The following is a 20,768-nucleotide window of genomic DNA, read 5'->3' on the forward strand; positions in this document are numbered from 1 at the left end:
ATGCCAATTACGATCTATCCTGCTATTGATATGAGAGGCGGCAAATGTGTGCGCCTTTTGCAAGGTGACTATAACAAAGAAACGGTTTACGGCGATTCACCATTTGATATGGCAAAGCAATTTGCAGATGATGGGGCCGAGTGGATTCACATGGTTGATCTTGACGGTGCGAGAGAAGGTAAGCGCGTGAATAATCGTCACGTTCTTGAGGTCGCCAATGGGTTATCAGCACGTGTCCAGGTTGGCGGCGGGGTTCGAACTGAAGAAGATGTCGCTTATTACCTTGAAAACGGTGTTGATCGTATTATTCTCGGTAGTAGCGCCATTTCAGATCCTGACTTCGTGAAAAGAATGCTTGAGCGCTATAAAGAAAAAATCGCGATTGGTATCGATGCAAGAGATGGGTATGTCGCTGTGGAAGGCTGGTTGAAAACCTCTGAAATCAAAGCGGTGGATCTTGGCAAAGAACTCGCTGAACACGGAGCGGAAGTTTTCATTTTTACGGATATTTCAAAGGACGGCACGCTGTCTGGGCCAAACGTTGAGGCAATTGCTGAACTTGGTGAGGCTACGGGGAAAGAAGTGATTGCTTCAGGTGGGATAAGTAACCTTGACGATGTAAAAAGTCTTCAGCAAAGAAGTGATTCGATTAGCGGTGCGATCATCGGGAAAGCTCTTTATACAAATCAATTTACATTGAAACAGGCGTTGGAGGTCTAGACATGCTAACAAAGCGAATTATTCCATGTCTTGATGTAAAAGACGGCCGCGTTGTGAAAGGTATCCAATTTGTTGGTCTGAGAGACGCCGGTGATCCGGTTGAATTAGCAAGAGTGTATGATGAAGAGGGCGCTGATGAACTCGTTTTTCTAGATATATCAGCTTCTCATGAAGGAAGAGAAACGATGGTTGATGTGGTAAGGCAAGTTGCAGCAGAGCTTGCCATTCCTTTCACAGTTGGTGGAGGCATTAATAAGCTTGAGGATATGAAGCGTGTACTTCGTGCCGGAGCTGATAAGGTATCGATGAATACCGCCGCTGTTCTTCGTCCAGAATTAATCCGTGAAGGTGCCGATTATTTTGGGACGCAGTGCATGGTTGTGGCGATTGACGCGAAGTGGGAAGATGAAACACAATCATGGCGTGTGTATACGCACGGTGGTCGGACTGCGACGGAATGGGATGCAGTTGAATGGGCAATCAAGGCACAGGAAATGGGCGCAGGAGAAATATTACTAACTAGTATGAATGCGGATGGCAGTAAAGATGGTTTTGATGTTCCTTTAACGAAAGCAATTGGAGATGCCATCTCAATTCCAGTGATTGCATCAGGAGGAGCAGGGTCTTCAGAAGATTTTCTCGAAGTCTTCCGTGATGCTTCAGCAGATGCTGCTCTTGCGGCGTCCATCTTCCATTATAAAGAAACCTCTCTATCACATGTGAAAGATTACTTAAAACAAAACGGGGTGGCGATTCGATGAATACCGAAATGATCCAATTTGATGAAAAAGGTCTAGTGCCCGCGATTGTACAGGATGCAGCAAGTAAAGAAGTTCTCACACTTGCTTATATGAACAAAGAGTCCCTTACGAAAACGATTGAAACAAAAGAAACGTGGTTTTACAGTCGCTCTCGTGAAGAACTCTGGCATAAAGGAGAGACTTCAGGTAATACGCAACAGGTATTGGATCTACGTTATGACTGCGATCAAGACGCCGTCCTTGTACTTGTGAACCCTGCGGGACCTGCCTGTCATAAAGGAACCTATTCTTGCTTCAATGATTCCTTACTTTTAGAAGAAGTAAAGCCGGATGCTGATCGCTTCACCATACTCAATACGCTTGAAGAAGTGATTGCGAAAAGAGAAGTAGAGCGTCCTGAAGGGGCTTATACTACGTATCTCTTTAAGGAAGGTGTCGATAAAATACTGAAGAAGGTAGGAGAGGAGGCTTCTGAAGTTATAATTGCAGCGAAAAACCGCGATCGCGAAGAACTTACGTGGGAATCAGCGGATCTCATTTTCCACTGGATGGTTCTGTTAAGAGAGCAGGAATGTTCACTTGATGACGTCCTTCAAGTACTTGAGGAACGACACGCTTCGAAGTAATGAAACTTTATTCTCTTTTGATCGTAGATAAGAGTAAATTCAATTACGAGAAATGGAGAGAGGTCGTATGTTTGTAGGGTTTATGTTTGTGGGACTTGCTATTGGGCTTTTTCTCGGACAGCCAGGACCTGGTGTACTGCTTGGAATGGGAATTGGTTTTATTGCGCAAGAAATCTCAAAGCGCAAAAAAGATATGTGGAAATAAAAGCGAGCCGCGGAGCTCGTTTTTATTATGGGCTATTGGGACAAAAAGAAACAATTAAGTTAGCTTGAGTGTGCCGCTAGCCAGGTTTTACTACTTATTTTCTTTTACGACTTCACCCTGATGTATGTTATACTTTTGAACGGATATGACTGGTAATAGTATTATTCGAAGCGAACTTATTGGGGGGAAACATGAGGAAAGAACTTCATGCTTCTTCGGAAATGAAAGGCCGACTGATTCCGTTCGTTCAGGACGGAGATTATTTTTATAAAAAGGCTATGAAAGCCTATCAGCAACGGAATTTGGATAAAGCAAAACAGCATCTTGAACGTGCGGTTAAACTTGTCCCCGAAGAAGTCGATTATATATGTCAACTTGCAGCGGTCCTGTCGGAATTAGGCGAATATGAAGCATCAAATGAATGGCTCAAATTTGTACTTGACGATCTTGATCCTGAATACTATGATTGCTACTTTTTTCTTGCGAACAATTACGCACATATGGGTCTGTTTAAACAAACGGAAGAGAATGCGCGAACTTACCTTGAGCACGAACCTGAGGGAGAATTTATTGAAGATGCAGAAGAGCTCGTAGATCTTATTTTATTCGAGCAGTCGGAAGATTTACCTCAGGAGATTGGCGAAGAGGAGCAGCTGATTCAAGCGCATGAAGCTGCACGTAAAGCCATTGAATCCGGCCACTTTCTTGATGCCATAGATTTACTGGAGCAGATGACGGAGGTTTACTCTGAATTCTGGCCTGCCTATAATAACCTTGCGCTCGCTTATTTTTATAGCGAGCAATATGAGGAAGCCATCCAAGTGTTAGATGATGTTTTGACGAAAAACGAAGGGAACTTGAATGCGGTTTGTAATCTCACGCTTTTCTATGATTTCCTTGGCCAGCACGTCAAACGTGACGTCATGCTGGAACGGTTGAAAAATGTTTATCCGATTCATCCTGATCATTCATATAAGCTTGGGAGTACATTTGGATTCTTAGGTCAACATGAGTTAGCCTATCACTGGCTACGTAAAGCAGAAGTAACACGTCACACATGGGATGCACCATTCTATCATTGGCTGGCTGTCTCTGCTTTTCATCTCGATCGTCCTGATCTTGCGAGACGTAATTGGAAAAAGATGCAACAAGTGGAATCATCTAATGAAATGGCGAGCCGCTATCTTAGTGAACTAGAGCAAGGGACGCTTGATAAAAATCAGCTAAGCTACCGATCCCAGATGTCGGTCCCAGAGGAGAATGATGCGAAGCATGATTATCATGCGAGAATGACGCATCTTATGCTGCTCCATACAAGACGTGATCCGGAAGGCGCATCAATTCTGCAATCGTATTGCAGACGTAAAGATGAGCCCCTTATTGTAAAGGAACTGTCAGCTTATATTGCGCTTACGCTTTCTGATGAACCTGTTCAAATTGTAAATGAAAAAGATGAATATATGGTTTACACTCAGACAGACTTCCCTGATCACGTTCTTTCAGGTATGCGTGTGATTGCTGAGCTCGAGCAGGCGGACATCAGTGACTCAGATTTGCATGAGCTAATTGCGATGATCTGGTTACCTTGTTATGTTAAGCTTTCAGAAAGTGGCAAAGCATTTCAAAATCAGAAAGCCACTGCTGCAGCCATGCTCTACATGTGGCATAAAGTTAACCAAACGGATGTGACTCAAATCGACGTAGCAAATGCGTTCGGTGTATCTGGGTCAACAGTTTATGCCTATCGTAAAAAGTTAACTCGATTACTTTAGAACAATAGGTATGTTGAGCATCCTATTAGACTTTTTTCTACTAATCGGATATGATTCTAAATAAGAAATATTACTTTCTAATAATGAATATAATTAAATTACTAATAGAAACGTGAAGGAAGTGAAACAGATGAGTGAAAAAATTTATGATGTCATTATTGTCGGTGCCGGTCCTGCAGGCATGACTGCAGCTGTATACACTTCTCGTGCTAATCTCGATGTTCTTATGATTGAACGCGGGATTCCGGGCGGACAAATGGCAAATACAGAAGATGTTGAAAACTATCCAGGGTTTGATAGTATTCTTGGTCCAGATCTATCTACGAAAATGTTTGAGCACGCGAAGAAATTTGGCGCTCAATATCAATATGGTGATGTAAAAGAAATTCGAGATAATGGTGATTACAAAACAGTCGTCTCCGGAAATCAAGAATTCCATGCGAAAGCCATTATTGTAACAAGTGGAGCTGAATACAAGAAAATCGGTGTACCTGGTGAAGCTGAGTACAGTGGCCGTGGCGTATCTTATTGCGCAGTTTGTGACGGGGCTTTCTTTAAAAACAAAGAACTCGTTGTTGTTGGTGGAGGAGACTCTGCTGTAGAGGAAGGTGTGTATCTTACTCGATTTGCATCTAAAGTGACGATTGTACACAGACGTGATCAGCTAAGAGCACAGAAGATTCTTCAGCAACGTGCGTTTGATAATGAAAAAATCGACTTTATTTGGAATCATACAATAAAAGAAATTTTAGGTGAAAATGGGAAAGTGAGTAAAACGCTTCTTGTGAACACTGTAACGGGTGAAGAGCGTGAATTCAGTGCAGATGGTGTCTTTATCTACATCGGTATGCTTCCATTAAATCAGGCCGTTAGTGGACTTGAGATTACAAATGAAGAAGGTTATATCGTAACAGATGAAAATATGGCGACGAAGGTTCCAGGCATCTATGCAGCTGGTGACATTCGAGACAAAATGCTTCGTCAAATCGTAACAGCTACTGGTGATGGAAGTATTGCTGCACAATCTGTTCAGCACTACATTGAATCACTAGAAGACGCTGGAAAAGAAGCGCTGGTTTAATACCAAATCGAAGCCGGGAATTTCATGATTCCCGGTTTTACATTTGACCCACAAACCTTATTTCGACAGCTTTCGAGCGGTATCGGGTGGTGCCTGTCACCGCGTCATTCGCTTTTAATTTCGCTGTAACAGCGCTGAAATACAAATGGGGTACACTATAAATAGATTTAACCCCCTTTAAATAGATTCATTCATTGGCACGGGCATATGCTCCGTGCTCTTTTTTTTGGAGTTGAGACGGTTCGTAACAGCTTCTCCAAACCGATCTCATTGTTCATGATAAGCAATCATAGTATACTATGTATAGAAAATCTTGAAGTCTGAGCACATAAGGCTTTCATATAAAAATCGGATAATCGAATTGAGGTGACAATTGTGCAACGTGTAACAAACTGTATTTTAAATGACGAAGCAAATGATCGAGTACTTTTACTACAAAAGCCAAGACGCGGATGGTGGGTTGCACCAGGTGGAAAGATGGAATCGGAAGAATCAATCCGTGATTCCGTGATCCGAGAGTTTCGAGAAGAGACTGGTGTCTATTTAAAGAACCCTAAACTAAAAGGCATTTTCACATTCATTATTAAAGAAAATGAAGTAACAAAATCAGAATGGATGATGTTTACGTTTCTTGCAACGGAGTACGATGGCGAACCAGTTGAGAAATCAGATGAAGGAAAAGTCTCGTGGGTAAATACAGATGACGTTAGTGAGCTTCCAATGGCTCCAGGTGATTATCATATACTCGATTATATGATGAAAGGTCACGGCATTATTTACGGTACATTTACTTATACACCTGACTTTAAACTTCTTTCATATCGATTAGACCCGTCTTAAATAGAAGTGTCACAATAAGAGAAATTGAGAAACGGAGTGGGGAAAATGACCGATTCGATTGATAAACGCATTCATATGGTCATTATTACAGGAATGAGTGGTGCTGGTAAGACAGTGGCAATGCAGTGTTTTGAAGATATCGGCTATTTCTGTATTGATAATCTGCCACCCGCGCTCTTACCGAAGTTCGTTGAAATGGTTGACGGTTCGGAAGGGAAATTAAATAAAGTAGCACTCGTGATGGATTTACGTGGTGGGGATTTCTTTGACCATCTCGTGGAAGCTGTTGATCACCTTGATTCACATGAGCGTCTTGATGCGGAGATTCTTTTCCTTGATTCAAAGGACTCTACACTTGTTAGACGCTATAAAGAAACAAGACGTTCTCATCCGCTTGCACCAGAAGGTTTGCCGCTAGAAGGCATTAAGAAAGAAAGAGAAATGCTTGAAGAGCTAAAAGGGCGCTCGCAGCAAATTATTGATACGAGCGACATTAAGCCAGTTCAGCTAAGAGAAAAAATCATGGACCGATTCTCGAACAATGAGAAAGAGAACTTTGGTGTCAATGTGATGTCGTTTGGATTTAAATACGGTATTCCAATCGATGCCGATCTAGTCTTTGACATTCGTTTTCTACCAAACCCACACTATGTGGAGCATTTGCGTCCAAAAACAGGTGTGGAAGAAGAAGTCGCGAACTATGTATTTAAGTGGAAAGAAACACAAACATTTCTAGCCAAATTAATTGATATGCTTGCGTATATGCTTCCTCAATATAAACGAGAAGGGAAGAGCCAGCTCGTCATTGGGATTGGATGTACGGGTGGAAAGCATCGATCTGTTGCATTTGCAGAACACATTGGTCACCATTTCGAAACAGAGTATCGCACGAATATTACGCACAGGGATATCGAAAAAGGGAAGGGTCATAAATAATATGGATGACACTAATCTGCCAAAGGCTGTCGTCATTGGTGGAGGAACAGGCCTATCGGTACTTCTTCGTGGACTTAAAAAGTTTCCTGTCGACATTACTGCGATTGTCACTGTAGCTGACGACGGAGGAAGTTCAGGTCGATTACGTGATGAGTTTGATATACCTCCTCCAGGTGATGTACGAAATGTTATTACAGCGCTATCGGAAGTTGAACCTCTGTTAGAAGGACTTATGCAACATCGGTTTAAAAATGGGAATGGGCTATCAGGTCATTCCCTTGGCAACCTAATGTTAGCTGCCATGACGGACATTACTGGTGATTTTGTAACAGGAGTTAGAGAAATGTGCCGCGTTCTTAACGTACGTGGTGAAGTTCTTCCTGCATCAAATCGAAGTATTGTTTTACATGCTGAAATGCGTGATGGTACTTTTGTTCAAGGTGAATCACAAATTCCTAAGGTAAATAAAGCAATTAAGCGGGTATTTCTTTCACCACCAGGCATCAAAGCGCTCCCTGAATCGCTACAAGCCATTCGTGAAGCTGATTTGATTGTTCTTGGGCCAGGTAGTCTATATACAAGCATTCTACCGAATTTACTTGTTCCTGGCATTGCTGAGGAAATTCAGCAGTCAAAGGCAAGGAAAGTGTATGTTTGTAACGTTATGACTCAGCTCGGTGAAACGGAAAACTATACGGCGAGTGACCACGTGCAGGCACTCATTGATCACATCGGCTATAAACTTATGGATACGATTATTGTAAACGAGGAAATGATTCCATCGTTCTATGCAAAACGTTATGCACAAGAACGAGCAGAGGTTGTGCAATATGACGAAAATCGTCTAAAGAGCTTTGGTTTTCATGTAATCAGTGATAAAATTATTCAATACGATGAGAAATATGTACGCCATGATGCGAAGGAAATATCATCGATTCTTTTATCCTTATTAGACGATAAAAGATCATGATGGGTCAGTGGGGCCCCTGCATGAAAAAGGGGGGATGGCAATGTCATTTGCTGCTGATACAAAGAAAGAATTGACGCAGTTAGAAAGTAAACCTTGCTGTGCAAGATCAGAACTAGCAGCACTTATTCGAATGAATGGATCGATCTCGTTTGGAAACAGACAGCTGATCTTAAACATTCCGACTGAACATGCTGCCATTGCAAGAAGAATTTATACGCTCATTAAGCGGATATACAACTTCGATGTTGAACTACTTGTCCGTAAAAAAATGAGGCTGAAGAAAAACAATGTATACATTGTCCGTGTCTCAGCCAAAGCAAGAGATCTCCTTGAAGATCTCGGTATAATGGATAACGCCTTTACGTTCACTAGAGTAATCTCAAAGGATTTTACCAAAAAGTCTTGTTGTAAACGTTCTTATCTAAGAGGAGCCTTTCTGGCGGGTGGATCAATCAATCATCCTGAAACCTCTTATCATCTTGAGATCTTCTCAATGTACGAAGAGCATACGGAATCGCTTTGTAACTTAATGAATGAATTTGGATTAAACGCGAAAATGCTTGAGCGAAAGAAAGGATATATCGTTTATATCAAAGAAGGCGAGAAGATTACGGAGTTCTTAAGTGTTGTCGGTGCCCATCAGGCGCTACTCTATTTTGAGGATGTACGCATTATGAAAGACATGCGGAATTCTGTTAATCGTATCGTGAATTGCGAAACGGCTAATTTGAATAAAACGGTAGGCGCGGCTTTTCGGCAGGTTGAGAATATTCGCTTCATCCAAAAGGAAGTTGGCTTAGAAATTCTTCCTGATAAGTTAAGAGAGATCGCTGAACTTCGCGTGAAGCATCAAGATGTTACACTGAAAGAACTCGGTGAGATGGTTACTGGCGGAGCTATTAGTAAATCAGGGATCAATCATAGATTACGAAAGATTGACCAGATTGCTGATAAGCTTCGTGATGGTAAACCGATTTCCTAAGTCTTTCGGACAAGTTAGAAAAAAGCTTCCACCTATAATGGTGGAAGGTTGTTTTCTAGCAGTACAATAGATAGCATGAATCTTCAAAGAAAAACCCTATTTCTTAATGAAAGCATTGGAAATAGCGTTTTTCTAAATTTTTCACCTTTCGAGATAGCGCTTACTTTTTTGGGTGGAATAACACTTTGGTAAATTAAAAATCGAGAGGCTACAAAATAAGCTATCATAGCCTTAGCTTGAAAGTGGCGAGTACAAGAATAACTGGTTTAGCACTTCTAGTGTTCTGATCGACTGTTTTAAATAAGGGGAGGAATGAACAAGTGATTCAAAAAGAAGTTGTGGTTACATTGGATACAGGATTACAGGCACGTCCAGCAGCTCTTTTCGTACAGGAAGCAAACCGATTTAACTCGGACATCTTCCTTGAAAAGGATGGTAAAAAAGTTAATGCCAAAAGCATCATGGGCATCATGAGCTTAGCTGTTGGAACTGGTTCTTCTGTTGTTTTAACTGTTGATGGTAATGATGAGGAAGATGCGATGTCTTCATTAATTGATTTTATTCAAAAAGATTAGCAAAACCTGGCTGTGTGCCAGGTTTTTGTTTTGCATTAAATTGTAAACGTTGCGAAACATTCTTAAGAGAATAGAGTTATAGAGAGAGGGAGCATCCATTGTGTTTCATTGGCTGCTCAAATAGAAGGTGGTTCAAAAACAGCGCCTATTCCAAGAAATAAAAAGCCTTTCCCAATTATGTAGGGAAAGGCTTTCTAGGGTCTATCTTATGCTTTCTTTTCCATTACTTCATCAATCAAGCCGTATTCTTTCGCTTCAGTCGCTTCCATGAAACGGTCACGATCTGTGTCGCGATCGATTGTTTCAAGTGGTTGACCTGTGCGCTCAGAAAGAATTTTGTTTAGCTTCTCGCGCATTTGGATGATGCGTTTTGCGTGAATTTCAATATCAGAAGCTTGACCTTGCGTACCGCCAAGCGGTTGGTGAATCATTACTTCACTGTTTGGTAGAGCATAGCGCTTACCAGGTTCACCAGCAGCAAGAAGGAAGGCACCCATTGAAGCAGCCATACCGATGCAGATTGTTGATACTTTTGGCTTAATGAATTGCATAGTATCGTAAATCGCCATACCTGCAGTGATTGAACCACCGGGGCTGTTGATATAAAGTGAGATGTCTTTATCTGGGTCTTCGGCAGCAAGGAAAAGAAGCTGTGCAACGACTGCGTTTGATACGTTGTCGTCAATTGCTGTTCCTAGCATAATTATACGGTCCTTAAGAAGACGAGAATAAATGTCGTACGCTCTCTCACCGCGGTTTGTTTGTTCAATTACCGTTGGAATTAAAACCATTTTAAATTCCTCCCTTATATTTGTGGAATATGTAGTTGCTGTATGTTCATCATACCTAAAAGGTCAATATAGGTCAAATAAAGTGCTGTCCTATTTTTTAATAGATGAAAAGGGTTTGATTTTTCTTTAACCACATACACCCATTTTCCCCGCATCCCTTTATTTTAAACAGAGGGAATGTTCCTTTTTTTTAATCGATCGTCTGCTAAAAAGTAAGCTAAAATTCGTCTTTCTACCTGATTACGTATTTGAATGGAAGAATAGCGGTATGTTTGATTGTAACCTTGACAATATACTTTGCAAATCACAACATCTTCTTTCGTATCTTCTATATAGACGCGGATTCCTCTATCATGAAGTATTGCTTTTGCCCATTTTAAGTCAGAGGAGGCTAACGTTAAAGCGGCATGAATTAGTTCCAGATAAGGGCGCGGAAGTTTCATTTTCGAACGGTTCACCCATTTCGCGTCAATCTCCAGCACTCTTTTCAGGTAAGGAAGTAAGAGGTAGTTTCTTAATGCCTTAGTTTCTTCTTTACTTAATTGGAACATGATCATCTCCACCTAACAGAACGTATGTTTGGTATAACTTTACTATGAGACAGTTGAGACGTCAAGAACTGAAGCAATACCTTTTCTATGATATGAATGAAATGTTTGGGTAATAGCTTTAGCCTATGTTGTTAATATCTCACCGTTCTCCAGAGCAAAAAAGCAACAGCGTTCATTAACATGGTTTAGATAAAATGCTCTTATACTCTATTGTTTACTCATTGATTGCCACATGGAAGCTATGAAATTCACCTTGCAAAAAAAGGGGGCATATCGTATAATAATCCTTGCGCTAATGAAGCGCGCCCGTAGCTCAGTCGGATAGAGCGGTGGTTTCCGGTACCGCGTCAGTCGGGGGTTCGAATCCCTCCGGGCGCACCAAATACATAATTCCAATCCCTTTCGCTAGTGTGAAGGGGATTTTTTTATGGTAAATGTCATTTTTGTTCGCTTAGATCCAGGGAATGAATAGTATCCTTCATTTTGAACAAAAAAAGAAGAGTAGAACTCGTCCACTCTTCTTGCGATCAGTCTTACCTTCTAACAGGGCTTATCTTTGTCATCGTCATGTCCTTTGCTGATTGCTCCACTCATCGTGTGTTTGAAGCCTGAGTGCATTCCAGTAGCGCATAGTCCAAGCCATAATCCTATAAAGAAGGCTTTTTTGAAGTCTTCCGGTTCAACATAAATGTGGCTCATTACAATTCCAATTCCAATGGAAAGAATCGGTAAGAACCTTACCGGAAAACCAAACACCTTAAAAAGGTGTACAACTCCAATGATGACTGGAAGCAAAGCAATTCCATATACAGCTAAATCCATGGCATTTGCCTCCTTTTTCTCTCTCTATAAGACAGTTTATGTAGAAATTTGACTAAGGGACGGGCTATTTCATCATTTTCTTTAAAAATGGTGTCAAAATCCCCTTTTAAAAAACAGAAAATTCTGGTCATTATCATTTTTTTCATACCATAAAATGAAGCGATATAGTATGATGAAGGTGGAGGGATTGCGATGGAATTAGGATTGATACAAAAGCAGACAACGAAATTAGTCATGACAACCCAGTTGCATCAAGCGATTTCTATACTCCAATATTCTACGGTCGAATTACTGGAGTACGTGAAAGAACAGGCTCTTGAAAATCCATTAATTGAATTACACTCGCCTTCATGGGATGGTGGCGTTCGTTCTTCAAAACGCTCTTATGATACGGGACTTAAAAAAGATCCACTCGAATACGCTGAAACAAGAAAAAGTTTGCATGATGAGCTACACGATCAGGCGAGGTGTCTACACTTTCCACGTAAAAGGGAAGCCATTGTGCATTATTTAATTGATAATATTGATGAAAGTGGTTACTTAAGAATAAATGAGACGGAGGTAATAAATTACCTTGATGTCGAGCCCTTTGAGATTACTGAAGCCATTAGAGAGATTCAATTACTTGATCCAACAGGTATAGGGGCGCGTTCCCTTTCCGAATGTCTCTTATTACAGTTAAAAGAGTCGGGAGAAATTTTTGAGCTTGCTCGAGATCTTGTTTCCTATCATTTGAAAGCGCTAGCAGAAAAGAAATATCGTGAACTCTCGAGAGAATTTCATGTTCCTGTGGAGCAGATACAGCGGGCTGCAGATATAGTAGCTGATCTCGATCCTCGTCCAGGATCAAAGTGGGGCATTGATAAACCATCCTACATTGTTCCAGATGTCATGATAGAAGAGAAAAATGGGAGATTCTCTATTGCATTACTTGATGACGATTTACCAGCAATGAAAGTGAGCAACGCCTACCGTTCTTTTAAAAATAACGAAGCGGAAGAGTATCTAAAGGATAAATACCAGCAAGTCAGCTGGTTATTAAAAAGTATTGAGCAAAGAAAGCAAACGCTTCGTGCAATCATGGGCGTTTTTATTGTTCACCAACAAAATTTTTTGAGAAATGGGATAAGTGAGCTTTCTCCAATAACCTTGAGGGAAGTAGCGATGGAAGCAGATGTTCACGAGTCCACAGTAAGTCGAGCGATTAAAAGCAAATACGTCCAAACACCACATGGTCTTTTTGCCTTAAAGGACTTATTTACGTCCAAACTGTCAAGTGAATCTGGAGAAGCTGCTTCTTCCTCTAGTGTAAAGCTATTTATTAAGGAACTTGTGGAGAATGAGAACAAGATGAAACCATTATCAGATCAAAAGATTGTAGAAGCTCTTCATATCCAGAAAGGGATTGAAGTATCGAGGCGTACAATTGCAAAGTATCGAGATGAGTTAAAGATCTTAAGCTCATCGAAACGAAAACGATATTCGTAGCGGCTACACTAGTCGCTCTTTTTTTGCGTTCGAAAGGTTGTCTGAGTAAACTAGTAAAGTAATGAAGGGAGGTTTAACGTGTGCAAAAATCGGTTATTTTATATTCGAAAGAGACATGCCCCCTTTGTGATGAAGCATATGAACTACTTCTTGAGCTTCAGGAAGAGGAAATGTTCTCTCTTCAGATAGTCGATATTTATAAGGATGAGGCACTGTTAGAAAAGTTTATGCTGATGATACCCGTCGTTGAAATAGATGAGGAAGTAGTGGATTATGGTCGAATTTCAAAAAAAACGATAAGAAAACGCTTACTTTAAAAATTTCAGTATAACATAGTTGCCCATACTTTTGGCAACTGCTACAATGAAAATTGTAAGAAGTTCTTTTTGATCCGGGTGGGACTGAAAATGTCTAAGCGGGACATAATACGTCTCATGGAAAAAGAAGAACAGCAGGGGAGACGAATTATGCGCTCATTATTGTCACTTCAACAAAAATTATTGCCGGACATGTTAGATGTTATGAATAAGCGCTATCGGGTATTAAGACAGTTGAGGCTAATGCAGCCAATTGGCCGTAGAAGTCTCGCGAACAGTCTGGGTATAACCGAACGAGTTCTCAGAAGCGAAGTCACTTTCTTTAAAGATCAGGGGCTCCTACATATGTCTGTACAAGGTATGCAACTGACGGAGGAAGGCGAACAGCTACTTCTTGAGCTTGAACCGGTTATGAATGAAGTTTCCGGGCTTGATAATCTTGAAAAACGCTTGAAAGATAAACTTGGCATTCCGGAAGTATTTATTGTCCCTGGTGATAGTGATGTAACCCCCTGGGTAAAGAAAGAAATGGGCAGAGCCGCTGTGGGACGCTTGAAAAAGTTTCAGCTAAAAGATAGAGTGATTGCTGTAACAGGCGGTACCACGCTCGCAGGTGTGGCTGATATGATGATTCCTTCCTCAGATATGGAAGGGACGCTGTTTGTTCCGGCTCGAGGGGGCCTCGGAGAACAGGTTGAAAATCAGGCCAACACTATTTGTGCGAAGATGGCAAGAAAAGCCCATACTGACTATCGTTTGCTTCATGTTCCAGATCAATTGAGTGAAGAAGCATACCAATCCCTGATTGAAGAGCCTGGTGTGAAAGATATCCTTGAGATTATCAAGTCTGCCGGTATTGTGGTTCATGGGATTGGGGAAGCTAGAACGATGGCGCAAAGGCGTAAATCTACGCTTGAAGTTATTGATAAGATTGAGCGTGAGGATGCTGTCGCTGAAGCGTTCGGGTATTACTTCAATCAGTCTGGTGAAGTCGTTCATAAAGTGAAAACGATCGGACTGCAGCTCGAAGATTTAGAGCGAAGTGAACTAGTCATTGCGGTTGCCGGCGGCCGTTCGAAAGCAAAAGCCATCGAAGCCTATCTTAAGACAGGGATTCAAAGTATCCTTGTGACTGATGAAGGCGCCGCTAAAGCGTTATTAGAGGGAGATTCCCTTTATTAAATAAACCACACCTCGGGAAACGAGGAAATTCAAGGAGGAACTACACAATGGCAACAAAAGTAGGTATTAACGGTTTTGGACGTATTGGACGTAACGTATTCCGTGCAGCATTAAACAACCCTGGTGTTGATATTGTAGCTGTAAACGATCTTACAGATGCAAACATGCTTGCACACCTTCTAAAATACGATTCCGTACATGGAGAACTTAATGTTGAAGTTGAAGTTAACGGCGAGAATCTTGTAGTTAACGGAACTGAAATCACTGTTCTTTCTGAGCGCGACCCAGCACAACTTGGATGGGGAGATCTTGGTGTTGAAGTGGTAATCGAATCCACTGGCCGTTTCACAAACCGTGACGATGCTGCGAAGCACCTTGAAGCAGGAGCTAAGAAAGTTGTCATCTCCGCACCAGCTAAAGACGAAGATATTACAGTTGTTCTAGGTGTTAACGAAGAAAAGTACGATGCAGCTAGCCATCACGTAATCTCAAACGCATCTTGTACGACAAACTGTCTTGCACCAGTTGCTAAAGTATTGAACGACAAGTTCGGTATTAAGCGTGGTCTAATGACTACAACTCACTCTTATACAAACGATCAGCAAATTCTTGATCTTCCACATAAAGACTACCGTCGTGCTCGTGCGGCAGCTGAAAATATCATCCCAACATCTACAGGCGCTGCTAAAGCAGTATCTCTTGTACTTCCAGAGCTTGATGGTAAGTTGAATGGTATGGCTATGCGCGTACCTACACCTAACGTATCAATCGTTGACCTTGTAGCTGAACTTGATAAAGACGTTTCAGTTGACGAAGTAAACGCTGCTCTTAAAGAAGCTGCTGAAGGCGACCTTAAAGGATACCTTGGTTATAGCGACGAGCCACTAGTATCAAAAGACTACAACGGTAACCCGAACTCTTCAATCGTAGATGGTCTTTCTACAATGGGTATCGATGGAAACATGGTTAAAGTTATCTCTTGGTACGACAACGAGTGGGGCTATTCTAACCGTGTAGTAGATCTAGTCGACTACATCGCTGCAAAAGGGCTATAATAAGAATTGTTAATAGAGGAGGAGGAAGTCTTGAGCCTTCCTCCTTTTCCATTGTCATTACTAACGATATAGCTATATTTAAAAGGTGGTATTAACGACCTTTTAAAACTTTATGCAGAGGAGGACATGCGTGATGAACAAAAAGTCAATTCGTGATGTTGAGTTAAAAGGCAAAAAGGTATTTTGTCGCGTTGATTTCAATGTACCTATGGATAATGGAAAGGTAACAGATGAAACGCGCATTAAAGCAGCACTTCCAACGATTCAGCATTTGGCTGATCAAGGAGCAAAAGTCATCCTTGCAAGCCATCTTGGTCGTCCTAAAGGTGAAGCTGTTGATGAGTTACGTCTTGATCCGGTTGCAGACCGTTTAAGCGACCTCATTGGCAAAACAGTAACAAAAACAGATGCAGTCTATGGTGAAGAAGTAGACCGTGCGATTGCAGGTCTTGAAGATGGCGACCTTCTTCTTATTGAGAATGTTCGTTTTGAAGCTGGAGAAGAGAAGAATGATGAAGAACTTGCGAAGAAATTTGCTGCAATGGCAGATCTTTACGTAAATGATGCTTTTGGAGCTGCACACCGTGCCCACGCTTCAACAGAAGGCATCGCTCATCATATTCCTGCTGTAGCTGGTTTTCTTATGGAAAAAGAACTTGAAGTTCTAGGAAGCGCGCTAACGGAGCCTTCTCGTCCATTTACTGCGATTATCGGTGGAGCGAAAGTAAAAGACAAAATCGGTGTGATTGATCATCTACTTGATAAAGTGGACAACTTGATCATCGGTGGTGGACTTGCTTATACATTCGTAAAAGCGCTTGGCCATGAGATCGGTCTTTCTCTACTTGAAGAAGACAAAATTGAGCTTGCGAAAACATTCATGGATAAAGCGAAAGAAAAAGGCGTTAATTTCTATATGCCAGAAGACGTTGTTATTGGCGACGATTTCTCAAATGATGCAAACACGAAAATTGTAAGCATCGAAGAAATCCCTTCTGACTGGGAAGCGCTTGATATTGGACCAAAAACAAGAGAAACATACAGCAAAGTTGTTGCTGATTCCAAGCTAGTTATCTGGAACGGCCCTATGGGTGTATTCGAACTAGATGTTTACGCTAATGGAACAAAAGCAGTAGCAGAAGCACTTGCTAATGCAAATGATACGTATTCTGTTATTGGTGGCGGTGACTCTGCAGCAGCGGTTGAGAAATTCGGCTATGCTGATCAAATGAGCCATATCTCTACTGGTGGCGGTGCTTCTCTTGAGTTTATGGAAGGTAAAGAACTTCCTGGGGTTGTCGCACTTAACGACAAATAAAATACTTATGACTTAAATTTATAAAGGGATGGTGAGTGAACATGCGCAAACCAATCATCGCAGGTAACTGGAAGATGAACAAAACACTTACGGAAACAAAAAGCTTTGTTGACGAAGTGAAAGGACTTATTCCTAATGGCGATCGCGTAGATTCCGTTGTCTGTGCTCCTGCTCTTTTCCTTGATTATTTAACGGATGAGCTAGAAGGAACAGCACTTCAAGTAGGTGCTCAAAACATGCACTTTGAAGAAAATGGCGCGTTTACAGGTGAAATCAGCCCTGTCGCACTTAACGATCTTGGAGTAGGCTATGTTATTCTTGGTCACTCTGAACGCCGTGAGCTATTTGGTGAAACGGACGAAGTCGTTAACCAGAAAACTCATTCAGCGTTTAAACATAACCTAACACCGATCATCTGTGTTGGTGAAACGCTTGAACAGCGTGAAAGCAACGTAACAGAAGATGTCGTTAAAGAACAAGTTCAAAAGGCAATCGCTGGTCTTACAAATGAACAGGTAGCTCAATCTGTCATCGCATATGAGCCGATCTGGGCAATTGGAACTGGCAAAACAGCAACAAGCGATCAAGCAAATGATGTATGTGCATTTATCCGCGGCGTACTTAAAGACGAAACGTCTGACGAAACAGCTAATGCGGTCCGTATCCAATATGGCGGCAGTGTGAAACCTGGTAACATTGACGAGCTTATGGGTAAATCCGACATTGATGGAGCTTTAGTCGGCGGCGCGAGTCTTGATGCGAAATCTTTCCTTCAGCTTTTGGAGGCTGGTCAGAATGCCTAAAAAGCCAGAAGCTTTAATCATCTTAGATGGTTTCGGCCTTAGAGATGAAGAAAAAGGAAATGCCGTAGCTCATGCGAAAAAACCGAATTTTGACCGTTACTGGAACCAATATCCACACGCTACCCTACAAGCGAGTGGTAAAGCAGTTGGTCTTCCAGACGGACAAATGGGTAACTCAGAAGTTGGCCACTTGAATATCGGTGCAGGACGCATTGTTTATCAAAGCTTAACAAGAGTAAATCTTGCAATTGAAGAAGGCGACTTCTTCGAGAACGAAACATTTCTAGAGGCTATTGACCATGCGAAGAAAAAAGGGACAAGCCTACACTTGTTCGGACTTCTTTCTGACGGTGGTATTCATAGTCACATTAAACATCTTTTCGCTCTTCTTGAACTTGCTGCTAAGCAAGGTTTAGAAGATGTCTATGTTCACGGTTTCCTTGATGGTCGTGATGTTGGCCAACAATCTGCGAAAACCTACATTCAGCAGTTAGAGGAAAAAATGGAAGAAGTCGGAGTAGGTCGTCTTGCGACTCTCTCAGGACGTTATTATTCCATGGACCGCGACAAGCGTTGGGATCGCGTAGAGAAGTCTTACCGTGCCCTGGCATACGGTGAAGGCCCTTCTTACAAAGATCCAAATGAGTTAATTGATGATAATTACAAGAATGAAATCTATGATGAATTCGTTCTTCCTTCCGTTATGACAGAAGAAGACGGTTCACCGATTGCGACGGTAGATGATGAGGATGCAGTAATCTTCTTTAACTTCCGTCCTGACCGAGCAATCCAGATTTCACAAGTCTTTACGAATGATGATTTCCGCGGTTTCGATCGTGGGGAAGAACGTCCGAAAGATCTTCACTTTGTCTCACTCACTCGTTTTAGTGAAACAGTTGGAGGCGACGTTGCTTTCAAACCAACAAACCTTGATAACACGCTTGGTGAAGTACTAGCTCAGCAGGACTACAAGCAGCTGCGTATTGCTGAGACAGAGAAATACCCACACGTTACTTTCTTCTTTAGCGGTGGACGCGAAGAAGAGTTTCCTGGGGAAGAGCGCATTCTTATCGACTCTCCGAAGGTTGCAACCTATGACTTGAAGCCGGAGATGAGTGCCTACGAAGTAACGGACGCGTTACTGAAAGAGCTCGATGCCGATAAGCACGATGCGATTATCTTGAACTTTGCTAACCCTGACATGGTAGGGCATTCCGGAATGCTTGAACCGACAGTCAAAGCGATTGAAGCTGTTGACGAATGTCTTGGTAAGATCGTTGATAAAATTTTAGAAAAAGGCGGAAATGCGATCATTACCGCTGACCACGGGAACTCTGATGAAGTCACGACGCTTGATGGCGATGCGATGACTGCTCATACAACGAATCCTGTACCTGTTATTGTTACTAAAGACGGTGCTGAGCTTCGTACAGACGGAATTCTTGCGGACCTTTCACCAACCCTTCTTGATTTGCTTGGCGGCAAGCAACCGAAGGAAATGACAGGGAAATCATTAATTAAATAACTTACATTTAAAGGAGATGACACGTTATGCCAATCATTACTGACGTTTATGCACGCGAGGTCCTTGACTCCCGCGGCAATCCAACAGTTGAAGTAGAAGTATTTACAGACGCAGGCGTTAAAGCACGCGCAATGGTACCATCTGGCGCATCCACTGGTGAATACGAAGCAGTTGAACTTCGTGACGGTGACAAAGATCGCTACCTTGGTAAAGGCGTAGAAAAAGCAGTAGCTAACATTAACGAAACAATCGCTCCAGAGCTAGTAGGAATGAGCGTTTACGACCAACTTGGAATCGACCACATGATGATCGACCTTGATGGTACTGATAACAAAGGTAAGCTAGGTGCTAACGCTATTCTTGGCGTATCTATGGCTGTTGCACGTGCAGCTGCTGAAGAGCTTGAACTTCCACTTTACGTTTATCTTGGTGGTTTCAATGCCAAAACTCTTCCAACACCAATGATGAACATTCTTAATGGTGGAGAGCACGCTGATAACAACGTAGACATTCAAGAATTTATGGTTATGCCTGTTGGAGCGCCTTCTTTCAAAGAAGCACTTCGCACTGGCGCTGAAATTTTCCACAGCCTTAAAGGTGTTTTGAAAGAAAAAGGCCTTAACACTTCTGTAGGTGACGAAGGCGGATTCGCTCCTAACCTTGGTTCAAACGAAGAAGCGATCCAAACAATTATCGAAGCAATCGAAAAAGCTGGCTACAAGCCTGGTGAAGAAGTAATGCTCGCTCTAGACGTAGCATCTTCTGAAATCTATAGCGACGGTAAGTACAATCTTGCTGGTGAAGGCGTAGTGAAGACATCTGAAGAAATGATCGAATTCTACAGCCAGCTATGTGAAAAATACCCAATCATCTCAATTGAAGATGGTCTTGACGAAAACGACTGGGAAGGCTGGGAGAAACTTACTCAAGCTCTTGGTGAGAAAGTTCAACTTGTTGGTGACGATCTTTTCGTTACAAACACAAACAAACTTTCTGAAGGAATCGAGCGCAGTGTAGGTAACTCTATCCTAATCAAAGTGAACCAAATTGGTACACTAACTGAAACGTTTGATGCTGTTGAAATGGCGAAGCGCGCTGGATACACAGCTGTTATCTCTCACCGTTCTGGTGAAACAGAAGATACAACAATCGCTGACATCGCTGTTGCGACTAACGCTGGACAAATTAAGACAGGCGCACCGTCTCGTACGGACCGCGTAGCTAAATACAACCAGCTTCTTCGTATCGAAGATGAGCTTGAGCACCTTGCAATCTACGGTGGCCGCACTAGCTTCTACAACTTAGATAAGAAGTAAGTTGAACAAACCCCCGCGTGAAGACGCGGGGGTTTTTGTTGGGTTCTTTTCTTTTTTAGCCTTTGTTAATGAACAGTGTGATTTTTGGCTGATTTGCGTGAAGTTGAGATTTCACGCAAATCAGTCACTACT

General features: G+C 41.9%; 22 protein-coding genes and 1 tRNA gene. 20 read left to right on the forward strand and 3 right to left on the reverse strand.

Annotation, left to right across the window (positions count from 1 at the left end; genetic code table 11):
- From hisA to Q4550_RS18635, 11 genes are all read left to right on the forward strand, one after another.
- Entirely contained in the window at positions 1–720 is a 720-nt protein-coding gene (gene hisA, locus Q4550_RS18585) for a 1-(5-phosphoribosyl)-5-[(5-phosphoribosylamino)methylideneamino]imidazole-4-carboxamide isomerase (protein ID WP_303535187.1), read from the forward strand.
- Positions 721–722: 2 nt separating this feature from the next.
- A complete protein-coding gene (hisF, locus tag Q4550_RS18590; RefSeq protein WP_303535188.1) occupies positions 723–1,481 on the forward strand; it encodes an imidazole glycerol phosphate synthase subunit HisF in 759 nt (252 codons plus the stop codon).
- The gene (hisIE, locus tag Q4550_RS18595; RefSeq protein WP_303535190.1) at positions 1,478–2,107 is read left to right on the forward strand and encodes a bifunctional phosphoribosyl-AMP cyclohydrolase/phosphoribosyl-ATP diphosphatase HisIE; all 630 of its coding nucleotides are present in this window, start codon (positions 1,478–1,480) and stop codon (positions 2,105–2,107) included. The genes hisF and hisIE overlap by 4 nt, the downstream gene beginning before the upstream one ends.
- Before the next feature lie 67 nt (positions 2,108–2,174).
- On the forward strand, positions 2,175–2,312 hold the full coding sequence (locus Q4550_RS18600; RefSeq protein WP_165994973.1) for a hypothetical protein: 138 nt from the start codon (positions 2,175–2,177) through the stop codon (positions 2,310–2,312).
- 191 nt (positions 2,313–2,503) lie between these two features.
- Positions 2,504–4,084, forward strand: coding sequence for a tetratricopeptide repeat protein (locus Q4550_RS18605; protein ID WP_303535192.1), 1,581 nt, complete (start codon positions 2,504–2,506; stop codon positions 4,082–4,084).
- Positions 4,085–4,196: 112 nt separating this feature from the next.
- Positions 4,197–5,165: a thioredoxin-disulfide reductase gene (trxB, locus tag Q4550_RS18610; protein ID WP_303535194.1), complete on the forward strand. Its 969-nt coding sequence runs from the start codon at positions 4,197–4,199 to the stop codon at positions 5,163–5,165.
- 366 nt (positions 5,166–5,531) lie between these two features.
- The gene (locus Q4550_RS18615) at positions 5,532–6,005 is read left to right on the forward strand and encodes an 8-oxo-dGTP diphosphatase (protein WP_303535196.1); all 474 of its coding nucleotides are present in this window, start codon (positions 5,532–5,534) and stop codon (positions 6,003–6,005) included.
- Positions 6,006–6,050: 45 nt separating this feature from the next.
- Positions 6,051–6,941, forward strand: coding sequence for an RNase adapter RapZ (gene rapZ, locus Q4550_RS18620; protein ID WP_194218782.1), 891 nt, complete (start codon positions 6,051–6,053; stop codon positions 6,939–6,941).
- A gap of 1 nt (position 6,942) precedes the next feature.
- Positions 6,943–7,911, forward strand: coding sequence for a gluconeogenesis factor YvcK family protein (locus Q4550_RS18625; RefSeq protein WP_226615241.1), 969 nt, complete (start codon positions 6,943–6,945; stop codon positions 7,909–7,911).
- A 40-nt stretch (positions 7,912–7,951) separates the two neighbouring features.
- Complete coding sequence (gene whiA / locus Q4550_RS18630; protein ID WP_194218784.1) at positions 7,952–8,893, forward strand: DNA-binding protein WhiA; 942 nt, start codon at positions 7,952–7,954, stop codon at positions 8,891–8,893.
- Between the two features lie 320 nt (positions 8,894–9,213).
- The gene (locus Q4550_RS18635) at positions 9,214–9,468 is read left to right on the forward strand and encodes an HPr family phosphocarrier protein (RefSeq protein WP_194218785.1); all 255 of its coding nucleotides are present in this window, start codon (positions 9,214–9,216) and stop codon (positions 9,466–9,468) included.
- A 206-nt stretch (positions 9,469–9,674) separates the two neighbouring features.
- On the opposite strand, the gene clpP is transcribed toward Q4550_RS18635, so the two are convergent.
- Positions 9,675–10,259, reverse strand: coding sequence for an ATP-dependent Clp endopeptidase proteolytic subunit ClpP (clpP, locus tag Q4550_RS18640; protein WP_098445023.1), 585 nt, complete (start codon positions 10,257–10,259; stop codon positions 9,675–9,677).
- Between the two features lie 164 nt (positions 10,260–10,423).
- Complete coding sequence (locus Q4550_RS18645; protein WP_303535201.1) at positions 10,424–10,810, reverse strand: YhjD family protein; 387 nt, start codon at positions 10,808–10,810, stop codon at positions 10,424–10,426.
- Between the two features lie 302 nt (positions 10,811–11,112).
- Between Q4550_RS18645 and Q4550_RS18650 the strand changes: the two genes are divergently transcribed.
- A tRNA-Arg gene (locus Q4550_RS18650) sits at positions 11,113–11,191 on the forward strand.
- 159 nt (positions 11,192–11,350) lie between these two features.
- Here the strand turns inward: Q4550_RS18650 and Q4550_RS18655 are convergent.
- On the reverse strand, positions 11,351–11,632 hold the full coding sequence (locus tag Q4550_RS18655; RefSeq protein WP_283153603.1) for a hypothetical protein: 282 nt from the start codon (positions 11,630–11,632) through the stop codon (positions 11,351–11,353).
- 192 nt (positions 11,633–11,824) lie between these two features.
- On the opposite strand from Q4550_RS18655, the gene rpoN reads away from it, so the two are divergent.
- The 8 genes from rpoN (at position 11,825) to eno (ending at position 20,636) form a co-directional block, all read left to right on the forward strand.
- A complete protein-coding gene (gene rpoN, locus Q4550_RS18660) occupies positions 11,825–13,120 on the forward strand; it encodes an RNA polymerase factor sigma-54 (RefSeq protein WP_303535203.1) in 1,296 nt (431 codons plus the stop codon).
- An 80-nt stretch (positions 13,121–13,200) separates the two neighbouring features.
- Positions 13,201–13,437 (forward strand): glutaredoxin family protein, encoded by a 237-nt coding sequence (locus Q4550_RS18665; RefSeq protein ID WP_303535205.1) that lies wholly within the window; start codon positions 13,201–13,203, stop codon positions 13,435–13,437.
- Between the two features lie 150 nt (positions 13,438–13,587).
- The gene (locus Q4550_RS18670; protein ID WP_283154256.1) at positions 13,588–14,619 is read left to right on the forward strand and encodes a sugar-binding transcriptional regulator; all 1,032 of its coding nucleotides are present in this window, start codon (positions 13,588–13,590) and stop codon (positions 14,617–14,619) included.
- Between the two features lie 47 nt (positions 14,620–14,666).
- On the forward strand, positions 14,667–15,674 hold the full coding sequence (gene gap, locus Q4550_RS18675; RefSeq protein WP_303535207.1) for a type I glyceraldehyde-3-phosphate dehydrogenase: 1,008 nt from the start codon (positions 14,667–14,669) through the stop codon (positions 15,672–15,674).
- Positions 15,675–15,807: 133 nt separating this feature from the next.
- The gene (locus tag Q4550_RS18680) at positions 15,808–16,992 is read left to right on the forward strand and encodes a phosphoglycerate kinase (RefSeq protein ID WP_303535208.1); all 1,185 of its coding nucleotides are present in this window, start codon (positions 15,808–15,810) and stop codon (positions 16,990–16,992) included.
- 41 nt (positions 16,993–17,033) lie between these two features.
- Positions 17,034–17,795 carry a triose-phosphate isomerase gene (gene tpiA, locus Q4550_RS18685; protein ID WP_283154257.1) on the forward strand — a complete coding sequence of 254 codons (762 nt, stop codon included), beginning with the start codon at positions 17,034–17,036 and terminating at the stop codon, positions 17,793–17,795.
- A complete protein-coding gene (gene gpmI, locus Q4550_RS18690) occupies positions 17,788–19,320 on the forward strand; it encodes a 2,3-bisphosphoglycerate-independent phosphoglycerate mutase (RefSeq protein WP_194218793.1) in 1,533 nt (510 codons plus the stop codon). The genes tpiA and gpmI overlap by 8 nt, the downstream gene beginning before the upstream one ends.
- A gap of 26 nt (positions 19,321–19,346) precedes the next feature.
- The gene (gene eno / locus Q4550_RS18695) at positions 19,347–20,636 is read left to right on the forward strand and encodes a phosphopyruvate hydratase (protein ID WP_283153608.1); all 1,290 of its coding nucleotides are present in this window, start codon (positions 19,347–19,349) and stop codon (positions 20,634–20,636) included.
- Positions 20,637–20,768: the final 132 nt, after the last annotated feature.

The organism is Anaerobacillus sp. 1_MG-2023 (assembly GCF_030547345.1).
Lineage (GTDB): Bacteria > Bacillota > Bacilli > Bacillales > Guptibacillaceae > Guptibacillus > Guptibacillus hwajinpoensis_B.